At 53.3% G+C, this 11,889-nt stretch carries 12 protein-coding genes and 1 tRNA gene; 8 read left to right on the top strand and 5 right to left on the bottom strand.

Features of this window, described 5'->3' with window-relative positions; genetic code table 11:
* Positions 1 to 50 precede the first annotated feature (50 nt).
* Positions 51 to 683, bottom strand: a complete 633-nt coding sequence (locus N5J69_RS03525) for a TetR family transcriptional regulator (protein WP_279768120.1) — start codon at positions 681 to 683, stop codon at positions 51 to 53.
* Between the two features lie 151 nt (positions 684 to 834).
* Between N5J69_RS03525 and N5J69_RS03520 the strand changes: the two genes are divergently transcribed.
* On the top strand, positions 835 to 1,374 hold the full coding sequence (locus N5J69_RS03520; RefSeq protein WP_279768119.1) for a DUF2058 domain-containing protein: 540 nt from the start codon (positions 835 to 837) through the stop codon (positions 1,372 to 1,374).
* Positions 1,375 to 1,390: 16 nt separating this feature from the next.
* Here N5J69_RS03520 and N5J69_RS03515 read toward each other — a convergent pair whose 3' ends face one another.
* Both N5J69_RS03515 and N5J69_RS03510 read right to left on the bottom strand, forming a co-directional pair.
* Complete coding sequence (locus N5J69_RS03515) at positions 1,391 to 2,089, bottom strand: RluA family pseudouridine synthase (RefSeq protein WP_279768118.1); 699 nt, start codon at positions 2,087 to 2,089, stop codon at positions 1,391 to 1,393.
* An 82-nt stretch (positions 2,090 to 2,171) separates the two neighbouring features.
* Positions 2,172 to 2,306 (bottom strand): hypothetical protein, encoded by a 135-nt coding sequence (locus N5J69_RS03510; protein WP_279768117.1) that lies wholly within the window; start codon positions 2,304 to 2,306, stop codon positions 2,172 to 2,174.
* Positions 2,307 to 2,506: 200 nt separating this feature from the next.
* Here N5J69_RS03510 and N5J69_RS03505 point away from each other — a divergent pair, with 200 nt between their 5' ends.
* Positions 2,507 to 2,767 (top strand): hypothetical protein, encoded by a 261-nt coding sequence (locus tag N5J69_RS03505; protein ID WP_279768116.1) that lies wholly within the window; start codon positions 2,507 to 2,509, stop codon positions 2,765 to 2,767.
* 200 nt (positions 2,768 to 2,967) lie between these two features.
* Here the strand turns inward: N5J69_RS03505 and N5J69_RS03500 are convergent, their stop codons facing one another.
* Positions 2,968 to 4,890, bottom strand: coding sequence for a methyl-accepting chemotaxis protein (locus N5J69_RS03500; RefSeq protein WP_279768115.1), 1,923 nt, complete (start codon positions 4,888 to 4,890; stop codon positions 2,968 to 2,970).
* 521 nt (positions 4,891 to 5,411) lie between these two features.
* Here N5J69_RS03500 and N5J69_RS03495 point away from each other — a divergent pair.
* Positions 5,412 to 5,684, top strand: a complete 273-nt coding sequence (locus tag N5J69_RS03495) for a hypothetical protein (RefSeq protein WP_279768114.1) — start codon at positions 5,412 to 5,414, stop codon at positions 5,682 to 5,684.
* Positions 5,685 to 5,789: 105 nt separating this feature from the next.
* The gene (locus tag N5J69_RS03490) at positions 5,790 to 6,191 is read left to right on the top strand and encodes a cell envelope integrity TolA C-terminal domain-containing protein (RefSeq protein ID WP_279768112.1); all 402 of its coding nucleotides are present in this window, start codon (positions 5,790 to 5,792) and stop codon (positions 6,189 to 6,191) included.
* A gap of 231 nt (positions 6,192 to 6,422) precedes the next feature.
* Here N5J69_RS03490 and N5J69_RS03485 read toward each other — a convergent pair.
* Positions 6,423 to 6,498 (bottom strand) — tRNA-Asn (locus tag N5J69_RS03485).
* 504 nt (positions 6,499 to 7,002) lie between these two features.
* Between N5J69_RS03485 and N5J69_RS03480 the strand changes: the two genes are divergently transcribed.
* The 4 genes from N5J69_RS03480 (at position 7,003) to nac (ending at position 11,863) form a co-directional block, all read left to right on the top strand.
* A complete protein-coding gene (locus tag N5J69_RS03480) occupies positions 7,003 to 7,926 on the top strand; it encodes a sugar ABC transporter substrate-binding protein (RefSeq protein ID WP_279768111.1) in 924 nt (307 codons plus the stop codon).
* A 32-nt stretch (positions 7,927 to 7,958) separates the two neighbouring features.
* Positions 7,959 to 9,443 carry a sugar ABC transporter ATP-binding protein gene (locus N5J69_RS03475; protein ID WP_279768110.1) on the top strand — a complete coding sequence of 495 codons (1,485 nt, stop codon included), beginning with the start codon at positions 7,959 to 7,961 and terminating at the stop codon, positions 9,441 to 9,443.
* A gap of 23 nt (positions 9,444 to 9,466) precedes the next feature.
* Entirely contained in the window at positions 9,467 to 10,492 is a 1,026-nt protein-coding gene (locus N5J69_RS03470; RefSeq protein ID WP_170933484.1) for an ABC transporter permease, read from the top strand.
* A 453-nt stretch (positions 10,493 to 10,945) separates the two neighbouring features.
* Complete coding sequence (gene nac / locus N5J69_RS03465; protein ID WP_279768109.1) at positions 10,946 to 11,863, top strand: nitrogen assimilation transcriptional regulator NAC; 918 nt, start codon at positions 10,946 to 10,948, stop codon at positions 11,861 to 11,863.
* The last annotated feature ends 26 nt before the right edge of the window (positions 11,864 to 11,889 follow it).

Raw genomic sequence — 11,889 nt, 5'->3', positions numbered from 1 at the left:
ATGTTTACTAAGCGTAGACTATGGTTAAGCGAAGCCCGGCTCGCGGGCATTTATTTGCGGATATAGCGTAACGTTGCGGTGACAGCCAGCTGACGATTGCGGCGAATACTCTCTGCTTCACTGTTATCAGGGCTGAAAAGCGCGTTGAAGGTGTAGCGGTTTGAGACGTGATGAACGCAGATGCTGCTGATCAGGCGATGGACATCGATGGTCTGCACATCGGCAGTGAACACGCCCTGTTGCTGACCACGTGCCAGGATATCATCCAGCAGATCCAGTGCGCTGCGGTTGAGCGCTTTAATCTGTGGTGACTGGGTAATGTAGCGACCGCGCAGCAGGTTCTCACTGCAGACCAGCCGGATAAAATCGGGATGCTCGACATGATAATCAAAACTGGCTTCCACCAGACGCGTCATGGCGAGTTCCGGCGTCATCTCCGCCAGGTTCAGGCCGGTTTCGTGCTGACGTATCTGCTGATAAACCTGCTCAAGCACCGTGATATAAAGCTGCTCTTTGCTGCCAAAGTGATACACCACCATGCGTTTAGTGGTCTGCGCATGCTCAGCAATCTGCTCCAGCCTGGCCCCCTGCATCCCAAATTCCGCGAACGTTTTCAGTGCGCCCGCGATAATGCGTTTTTTCAGCCCTTCAGGGTCATTTTTACGTTTTGTTAGCTCTGACATGGTGCTCAATAAAATGATGTTGACCGGGGAATGTTAGCACAGTGTTGAGGCGTATCCCGCAATCGCGGCGTCGGCCAATGCGGCAACCTGGCACAGCCTGAACGATTACAGGTATAATCCCGGATAAAATTTCACAGATTCAGAGACGACAATGACAAAACTCACCTTGCAAGAGCAGATGCTGAAAGCGGGATTGGTATCCAGCAAGAAGATGGATAAGGTTCAGCGGACAGCCAAAAAATCCAGGGTTCAGGCGCGTGAAGCCAGAGCAGCGGTGGAAGATAACAAAAAAGCGCAGCTTGAGCGGGACAAGCAGCTGAACGAGCAGCAGAAGCTGGCTGTGCTGTCTAAAGAGTACAAAGCCCAGATCAAACAGCTGATCGACATGAACAAAATCGACGTGGCGAGAGGCGACATCAGCTTCAACTTCACTGACAATAACCTGATCAAGAAAATCATGGTGGATAAGCCGACGCAGACTCAGCTGATTAATGGCCGCCTTGCAATTGCCCGTCTGGCGGCTGATGCGCGTGGTGAGACCCAGTACGCCATCATCCCGGCCAGCGTAGCGGACAAAATTGCCCAGCGTGATGCCAGTGCCATCGTCTTAAACAGCGCATTAAGCGAAGACGTTCAGGACGAAGATGATCCTTATGCTGATTTCAAAGTGCCCGACGATTTGATGTGGTAATCGCGTGCTGATGCCGTCAGAAGGGGCGGGGGGCAGAGAGGCGCAGTGTCTCGCCGCTGACAGGATGAACAAAGGTTAATCCGCTGGCGTGCAGCATCAGTCTTTCTGCCTGCGCCGCGCCCGGTGGCAGCAGCCCGCCGTAGAGATCACAGCCCAGAATCGGGTGTCCCAGATGCTGACAATGAATGCGTAGCTGATGGGTACGTCCGGTTTCCGGCGTCAGTTCAACCCGCGTGACCGGAAATGCCTTTCCCTCTTTTCCCTGATAGTAACAGCGTTCAGTAACCCGGTAGCGTGACCGCGCGGGTTTACCCTGAGCCGCGCAAATCACCATGCGGGGGAATTGCGCGGGATCTTTGGCTATCGCGGCGTCAATAACACCTTCGTCGTCAGCAAGGTGCCCGCACAGCAGCGCCTCATAGGTTTTGCTCACGCTGCGCTGGCTGAATTGCTGGCACAGGGCGGCATTCATCGTCCTGTTTCGTGCGACAACCATCAGGCCGGAGGTGCCAAGATCGAGCCGATGAACCAGCGTGCAGCCTGGAAAAAGTTTTACCAGCCGATGATGCACTGAATCGAGGTTCAGCGGATTTTTGCCGGACAGGCTCAGCAGCCCGCTGGGTTTGTTGATGACCAGCAGATGATCGTCCTGAAACAGAAGCGAGATCTCATCAAAGCAGGGCGGGGCGATAAACGTATCGATAATGGCAGACATCGGGCAACCGGCAGAGTAAGGGCACCGGATAATAACCGATTGCCCGGTTACTGACGACGACTTCGGGCTGTGTTATCGGCGCTTATTCTTCCGTAAGGGTGTTGCCGCTGTGTGTGGAGAACGACTGGCTGGCCTGATGCGTTCCGAATCCACCATGGGTATCAAAGACCGAGCATACTGTCGCAGCTAACAGCGTGAGCAGAACAGAAAGTTTCATGGTGGCATCCCGTGCTGATAAGACCAGCCAGTCTGGCAGGAAGCACGGCAGAGACAAACAGAACAATCCGGAAAAAAACATTAAGTACTTTCTATCAGCAACTTACGGGATTTTTAGTGAATAATTCTGGCAGGTCCGGCTTTTGCGACTACAGTCTCTGGTGAGGTTGTCATCATTTCGTACCTAATGGAGGATTTTCTGTGTTATTTCAAAACGACGAGAAAGGCCACGTTATTATTGGCGAAGCGGCACTGAGCCTTGCCCTTGGTGAGAAAGAGATCAGTATCGCATCTCTTTTTACTCAGCTGGGTTTCATGGCAAAACATGAAAGTAACGCTAGCCGGCTGACGCAAATCTCTGAAGCCAGAACCTGGTTAAGCAGTTTTAAGTCACCGTCGGTTGCGCAACAGCAGGTGCCGTACCTGCAGACGCTTGCAGGCCTGAACGAAGAGCTGAATTAACAGTAACTGAACTGACGCCAGTGGACGTAGTCCGGCTCCGGCCGGAAAACGACGAAGCGGATAACCTCACAGGTTGCGCGAAAGCGTATACCGGCCGGAGAAACTGTCAGGGACGACACTTCTCTTGCTCAAATCTCCCCACAGCCAGCCTCGCCGAAGCAAGGCTGACTGAATCAACGTTAACACAGACTCCGCAACCGTTAAAAACTCTCCCAGCTGGATTCGGCTGATGCGTTAACAGGCATCGCGGGAACCAGACGCGGTGCCAGGGCAGGTGCAGCCCGGCTGGCGCTGCTTTGCCCGGCGGACAAGCGGAAGACCGCCACCGTTTTTTCCAGTTCGTCGGCCTGCGCTTCCAGCGAACTGGCAGCGGCAGACGACTCTTCAACCAGCGCAGCGTTCTGTTGCGTGGTGGTATCCATTTCGGCCATAGCGGTAGCTATCTGGGAAATGCCGCGATTTTGCTCGTCCGATGCGGCCGCAATCTCACCCATGATGTCTTTAACCTGACTGACAGAGCGGACGATATCATCCATGGTGCTCCCCGCGCGTTCCACAAATTCAGAGCCATCATGCACCCGGTCAAGCGACTCGCGTATCAGCGTTTCAATCTCTTTAGCGGCCAGCGAACTGCGCTGGGCCAGATTTCTGACTTCACCTGCCACCACCGCAAACCCGCGCCCCTGCTCACCGGCGCGTGCCGCTTCAACGGCGGCGTTAAGCGCCAGGATATTGGTCTGGAAGGAGATGCTATTGATGACGTGGATGATTTCGCCGATTTTGCCTGAACTTTGGCTGATATTATTCATGGTGGCGATAACGTCACGGATAATTTCACCACCGCGTCCGGCATTCACCGAGGCGTCGGTTGCCAGCTGGCTCGCATGATGGGCATTCTCCGCGTTCTGTTTCACCGTTGACGACAACTCTTCCATGCTGGCGGCCGTCTGAACCACTGCGGCTGACTGCTGTTCGGTCCGTGATGAAAGGTCGGTATTGCCCGCAGCGATCTCCGCCGACGCGCGCGCTACGCTGCTGACGCCATCACGTACATTGGTGATGATGTTCTGCAGGCTGACGTTCATCGCATCCACTGCCTGCATCAATTGACCTAACTCATCGCCACGCGTGGTTTTCAGCGAGGTTGTCAAATCACCGCCTGCAATACGCTGCGCGGCGTTAAGGGTCTCTTTCAATGGCAGCGTGATATGACGGGTGATCCGCCAGGCAATCAGCAGGCTCAGGACGACACAAATCAGTGCAGCAAACGCAATGCGCCACTCCGCCTGCTTGATAAATTCAGACGACATCCGGGACTGGAAGGCGAAGGTATCAGAAACTGCCGCATTGAGCCGTTCTGCGGCGGTCGTCAGGCCTGCAGATTCACTTTTTTCTTTCTCAGTTGCATCAACATAGGCCGTTAGCGCCTGGCGCTGCTGTGCAAGCGTACTGAGCACATTTTGTGATGCGTCATTAATCGCAGGCTGGGCAAAACTGTCCAGTTGCTCAGTCAGGGTCGTGATCGCCGTATATTCTTCAGCGACCGCATCTCTGCTGGCCTGTGACGGTTTATCGAGAAACGCTTTTTCAATATTTGCGGCATCAAATAGCGCTGCGGCGAGACGCATGACCGGCAGTGCTGCATCGGGGGTTAATGCCAGATCAAGGGATTCGAGCTGATGTGCCAGCGTAATCAGGGTGTCCGGTTTCAGGGTTTCAAAGGCAACGGTTGTCGCCTGCGCCGACGTGACAAATTCCTGACGCTGACGCTGATACTCGCTAAGTAACTGTCCCATCAGCACGATTTTCTGCTGCCCTGTTTCGTCCCATTTAAAATTGCCGAGCCGCTTATACAGGGCATCTAACGCCTGCAGAGCCTGAACGTTCTGCGAGGCGAATTTAGGATCTTTGGTGTACTGGTAAAGCGTGCGGTTCAGGCGTGCCTTGCTTAACGTATTCACCATCTCCACGGTAATGCTACGCCGGGCGGAGTTGTCTTTGATACTGCGGAAACAGTCAAAAGCGATAAAGGTAATGGCGAGGGAAGCCGCAATGACGACGACAAAACCGACGCCCAGTTTTTTTCCGATTTTAATATTAGCTATGCGTTGAGCAAGACCCATGAGGTTCACCTTTAATGAGGTTTCTGAGGCAGAAAAGAAGCAATGAAATAATTCAAAAGATGATCTTCTTATCGTCAGCGCACATTGAATCTTTAATATTATTCAGGGCGGTATCACGGCCTCATTAATTAGATGTTTAGTGTTTTCAATGATAATTATCGGCGTGCTAATCTTTTAATCTTCCTGTGCAGGCTGTTGAATTAAATGGCATTTATATCCTGAGTAATGTTTTGTAAAATTAATCACTGTTTATTGATATTGATCAAGTTTATGACTAATGGAAAGTGAAATCCGGGCAGGGGTTATAAAAAGATAACGACAGGTTTGCTGCAAAATTAATTTAAATCTAATCGATTCATTCAGCGAATCCCATGCGATAACAGGGTGAGAATTCGGGAGGGATATTTCCACCTGCCCTGAAAATGCACCTCACCTGTAAAAACTGCCGCATAATCAAGGCTACCGCTCCTGACCCGCATCCGATAGAGTAGACTTGCATCCCTTAATCGTGAGCACAGCCGATGCCAGATTACTGTTTCTACACGCAGGGTAAACAGACCGTTGCCCTGGCACGTTCAGATTTGCACCGCGCCGCTGATCTGCTGGCGCAGGGATATAAGAAAGAGGGTGAGGAAGTGGATGCCGCTGATGAAAAGCAGGCTCTCGTCCGCTTTAGGGACATCAGAAATGAGAATGCCATTGATCGACATAACTTTTTGGCGGGTGCGGGAACGATGCCGTTGATCGGTGTGCTCACCGCAATAGCGGCCTTTCTCTTCTGGCGCAGAAAATAATCCGTCAGGCACATCTTCCGAAAATAACCAGCCGGCTGTCTGACTGTCTCCGGGCACAGCATCATTACAGGACATTTGACCGGCCATCATCTTAAAAGGACTTAAATGCAAAAGCTCATCCTGATACTTCTCACGACGGCCCTGGCAGGCTGTGCGCCTCTCGCCCCCAGCGAATGTCATAAAACCACGGCGCTGGAATCCTGCAGCTATAAACGATCGGGCAAAGTCGGGGACAACGATATCTATGGTCAGCAGGCATCGGGCATCAAGAAAGCACTGGATGCCGCGCTGGCAGAGCCGCACGCCTGGAATGGAAAACGCTGTAATGCGCATCTGGATTTCAAAATAGATGGCACCCTGGATAAGTTCATCGTGAAGGGGGGCGATAAAGATTACTGCCGGGCGTTAACCGACGCGGCAAAACGCGCCAGGTTCCCGGCGTTCACCGACCAGCATGTTTTCGATGTGATGGGTTCAGCTCGCTGGAATATGGAAGGGCAACCCTGACGCTGATGACGTCGTTTCATTAAAAAAACCGTTCGGCTGAGCCAGAGCGGGTTTGCTGGTTTATCGCCATCCTGCCTCATCCCTGTAGCCCGCAGCAAATCCATGACCGCTCGCACATCAATGCAGATTTTACGCGTGCAGCCCATACAGAACGGAACACCCCTCTGGCGTGCCTGAAAACATAAAAGCAAAAAGCCCGCTCAGGTTTCCCTGAGCGGGCTTTTCTAATTCTGGCTCCTCTGACTGGACTCGAACCAGTGACATACGGATTAACAGTCCGCCGTTCTACCGACTGAACTACAGAGGAATCGCTTGAACGGGGCGAATATTAACGGCGCCGATCCCGCTTGTCAAAGCCCTGTTTAACGAAATGCGTTCAGATGCTCGTAAAAGCAGCGGATTGGCGATTTTTACCCAATTCTGATGGATTTTCAAACTGCCAACAGGATCTCACTTTGCGGGCATTTCTCCGCAGATGTTAGAGGCATGTCAAAGTTTTGTTGTTTGCCGATGTTAAAACAACCGTTTCAGTGCTTTTATGATAAAAATTTCAAAACGCAATTATATGGAACAAATAAACTGCTTATCATCACGGACGTCATCATCGTCCGAAGATGAAACGGTATTTTGGAAATAACTGCCAAGAGATCAACTGATTGTGAAAAGGAGTGGTAGATCACAAAATAGCCAGAACCCGATGTCTTACCCTGAATTTCCCGAAAAAGATGCCAGGCAGGCTGGGTGAATGTAAAAGATATTTTTCATTCGTGAACACAGCCACTGAGCAAGTTAACAAATAAGAAGGGTCCCTATGAACGTTAAAAAAACGATTGTCGCCTCACTGTTAGCCTGCATGTTACCCGCCGCAGTTATGGCAAAAGATATCTCAGTTGGCGTTTCGATGGCGCTGTTTGATGACAACTTCCTGACCATTTTGCGTACCTCTATGCAGAAAGAGATGCAGAAAGATGGCGTCAAAGGGCAGGTTGAGGATGCAAAGGGTGACGTTTCACAGCAGCTGCAGCAGGTTCAGAACTTTATCGGTCAGGGTGTGGATGCCCTGATCGTCAACCCGGTCGACACCAACGCGGTGAAACCGATTATGGATCAGGCAAGCAAAGCCGGTATTCCGTTAATTTTCGTGAACCGCCGCCCACAGGCTGAACTGACCGGCAAAATGGCCTACGTCGGTTCCGATTCAGAACTGGCCGGGCGCTTACAGATGGAAGCGCTGGCTAAAGCGATGAACGGCAAAGGCAACGTGGCCATCCTGATGGGTGACCTGGCGAACGAAGCGACCCGCGACCGTACCAAGGGCGTGGAAGAGGTTGCCGCGAAATACCCTGGCATCAAGATCGTTCAGAAACAGACCGCTAAATTTACCCGAAACGACGCGGTGGATGTGGTCAGTAACTGGATGACGGCCGGTGATGAAATCAATGCCATCGCCTCCAACAACGATGAAATGGCGATTGGTGCGCTGCAGGCACTGGGTAAAAACCCGGACAAAATCCTGATCGCTGGCGTGGATGGCACACCTGATGCGCTGCAGATGCTGAAGCAGGGGAAAATGGTCGCCACGGTATTCCAGGATGCGCAGGGCCAGGGTGAAGGCTCAGTGCAGACGGCCATTAAACTGGTGAAAGGTGAGCAGGTTCAGAAAATCATCAATATTCCTTACCAGCTGATTACCAAAGAAAACATGGAACAGTTTACCAAGCGTAACCTGAAATAATCGTTCCCGACTCAGCTGTACGGAGGTGATGTATGAACGCGTTTGCGCTTGAAGCCGAAGGCATCAGCAAGTTCTTCCCCGGCGTCAAAGCCCTCGACAACGTTTCGTTGCGGGTGCGTCCGGGAACGGTACATGCCTTGATGGGCGAAAATGGCGCGGGCAAATCCACTTTAATGAAGTGCCTTATCGGGATGTATCGTCCCGATAAGGGCACCATCAAAATTAAAGGGGAGCCGGTGCAGTTTCAGGACACGATGGACGCGTTGCGTTCGGGCATTTCAATGATCCACCAGGAACTCAATCTGGTGCCATATATGACCGTCGCCGAGAATATCTGGCTGGGCCGCGAGCCGATGAAGTTTGGTTTCGTCGATCACGCCCGACTGAATCAGGTGACGCAGGAGTTGCTGAACCGCCTGAATATCCGCCTGAAAGCCGATCGGATGGTGGGCGAGCTGAGCATTGCGTCGCAGCAGATGGTCGAGATTGCCAAAGCGGTCTCCTGGGATTCAGACATCGTTATCATGGATGAACCCACCTCCGCGCTGACGGAAACTGAAGTGGCGCATCTGTTTACCATCATCCGTGACCTGCGGGAACAGGGCAAAGCGATCATCTACATCAGCCACAAGATGGATGAAATTTTCAACATTACCGATGAAGTCAGTATCTTCCGCGACGGCAGCTGGATCGCCAGCGATCAGACAGCGAAATATACCCGCCAGTCGCTGATCACCCAGATGGTAGGGCGCGAACTGACCCAGCTGTTCCCGAAATTCAACAGCGCCATCGGAGAGGAGGTGCTGACGGTTCGCAATCTCACCTGCAAAGATCGTTTCACCGACGTCAGCTTCAGCGTGCGCCGGGGCGAAATCCTGGGTGTCGCCGGGCTGGTGGGGGCCGGTCGCAGCGAGGTGATGGAGAGCCTGTTCGGCATGGAGCACTTCGACAGCGGTGAGATCTTAATTGATGGCGTGCCGGTGACGATCGACTCCCCCTCAACGGCGATTGAAAAGGGCATGGCATTCCTTACAGAAGATCGTAAAAAATCCGGGCTGTTTCTGGTGCTGTCGGTGATGGAGAACATGAGCATCGTCAACATGCCGGAGTACAGCGGCAAAAGCGGTTTTGTCAGCCATGTGAAGATGGCGGAGGACTGCATGGATCAAATCCGTCGCCTCAATATCAAAACGCCGACTATGGATCAGATCATCAATAACCTCAGCGGCGGTAACCAGCAGAAGGTGCTGATTGCCCGCTGGCTGCTGGCGCAACCGAAGATTCTGATTCTGGATGAGCCGACACGCGGCATTGACGTCGGCGCGAAAGCGGAGATTTACCGTTTAATCAGTGAACTTGCCAACCGTGGCGTGGCTATCATCATGGTCTCCTCTGAATTGCCGGAAATCCTTGGCATGAGCGACCGGGTGATGGTGATGCACGGCGGGCGTATAACCGGCATCCTCGATAAAGAAGAAGCCGATCAGGAAACCATTCTGTCGTTGGCATCCGAGTGAGGCGCGAGACCATTATGAGCAATATGAAAGCTACTGCCACCCCGGCAGCCCCGCAGCAACCCTCTTTTTTTGCCAGCCTGCGTCATAAACTGCCAAAAGATACCGGCATTTTTGTGGTGATGGTGGGGATTGCATTGATTTTTGAAATGTTTGGCTGGTACGTGCGTGACCAGTCTTTCCTGCTCAACACCAACCGTCTGATCCTGATTGTCTTGCAGGTGGCGATTATCGGGATTATCGCTGTTGGCGTGACTCAGGTCATTATCACAACCGGTATCGACCTCTCCTCCGGTTCCGTTATCGCCCTGGCGGCGGTCGTGGCTGCCAGCCTGGCGCAGACCTCTGACAGCCTGTCGCCGATGTATCCGTCGCTGGTGAATATGCCTGCGGTGATCCCTATCGCGGCCGGTATCGGTGTGGGTCTGCTGGCGGGCGTGGTCAATGGGGTGCTGATTACCCGCACCGGTATCCCGCCCTTTATCGCCACGCTGGGCATGATGGTGTCGGCTCGTGGTCTGGCGCAGTATTACACGCAGGGCAATCCTATCAGCTTCCTTTCCGATGGCTTTACGTCTATCGGACAGGGTGCCATGCCGGTCGTCATTTTCCTGGTGGTGGCGCTGCTGTTCCACATCGCCCTGAAGCACACCCGCTACGGTAAATATGTTTACGCCATCGGCGGCAACATGACCTCGGCAAAAGTGTCCGGTATCAACGTTAATAAGTATCTGATCATCGTTTACACCATTGCCGGTGCGCTTTCTGGCCTGGCGGGTGTGGTTCTGGCGGCGCGCGTCAGCAGCGGTCAGTCGAGCATGGGGATGTCTTACGAGCTGGATGCGATTGCCGCAGCCGTTATCGGCGGCAGCAGCCTGATGGGTGGCGTGGGCCGTATCACTGGCACATTGATCGGCGCAGTCATCCTTGGCCTGATCAAAAGCGGATTCACCTTCGTCGGTGTCGATGCCTACATTCAGGACATCATCAAAGGGATGATCATTGTGGCCGCGGTCTCTATCGACATGCACCGCAACCGCAAAAAACGGTAATCAGCAGACGTTGCCTTCTTCCGTCGCGGGAGAGGGCAACGGTTGCTTTAAGGCTTCAGGATTCTCCAGCGATAAGAAATCCCGCTGATAGCGGTTACACTTTCAGCCACTTTTATCCCGCGTCTGAGCAGGCCATACAGGCCTTCACCCGGTGCAACGCGTTTCCACTGCACTACAACTGTACAGCCGGTCATCACTTTTCTGCACGTCTGACTCGCAGCGTTTGCACTGCCACAGTGCGCCCTGGGGCAGCACGCAGTGTGATGCGTTATTCCCGATCCTTATTAACCCATAAGAGGTAATCAGAAACGCTTATTTTCCGGGCCGTTAGGAATAATCAGGCTGGCGGGTGAGGTGTGTGGTTTAAACCTGGCCTGCATCTTGCAAAATCTCTGTCATCAGGGCGGCTGGGTCAGACCCATTTCGCCATTCGGGGTAAGTGACGGAGGCAAGATGAATTTAAGACGACTGAAGTACTTTGTGAAAATCGTCGATATCGGCAGTCTGACGCAGGCAGCCGAAGTGCTGCATATCGCACAGCCTGCACTCAGTCAGCAGGTGGCAACGCTGGAGAATGAACTGGATCAGCAGTTGCTGATCCGCACCAAGCGCGGCGTCACGCCAACTGAAGCCGGAAAGATTCTCTATGGTCATGCGCGTACCATTCTGCGCCAGTGCGAACAGGCCCAGACCGCGGTGATTAATGCCGGTCAGGTGCTGAGCGGTCAGGTATCCATTGGTCTGGCACCGGGCACGGCAGCGTCATCGCTGACCATGCCGCTGCTGCAAACCGTCCGCGATCAGTTCCCTGACGTGCTGGTCTACCTGCACGAGAACAGCGGCAGCGTTCTGAATGAGAAAGTGATGAACGGTCAGCTGGATATGGCGGTGCTGTACGATCGCGCACCCACTGCCGGAATCAACAGTATGCCGCTGATGAAAGAAGATCTTTTCCTGGTCGGTGCCACCGATTACCCCGGTGCCAGCGTCGATCTGGCCGATGTGGCGCAGATGAGCCTGTTTTTACCCCGCGACTATAGCGCTGTGCGTAAGCGGGTGGATGAGGCGTTTTCACTGCGTCGTCTGAGTGCGCGTATCATCGGTGAGATTGAATCAATTTCAACCCTGACCGCAGCGATCTCCAGCGGCATGGGGGTGACCGTATTACCTGAATCCGCTGCCCGTGCGCTGGTGGGTTCTGCCGATGCCTGGATGTCACGCATTAACAGCCCTTCGTTAAGTCTGCCTCTGTCGCTGAACATCTCCGCCCGCCTGCCGCTTTCACCGTCCGCTCAGGCCGTGAAAAATATTCTGCTGTCGCTGCTGAACAAGCCGCTGAGCGAGGAGCGGGAGTTGATGTTAGTGGGATAAGGGGGGGCGCTGTGCAGCGGGCTGGG

The organism is Pantoea sp. GD03673 (genome assembly GCF_029844725.1).
Lineage (GTDB): Bacteria > Pseudomonadota > Gammaproteobacteria > Enterobacterales > Enterobacteriaceae > Pantoea.
The sequence above is the reverse complement of the archived record's forward strand: the minus strand, read 5'-3'. Positions and strand labels throughout refer to the sequence as shown.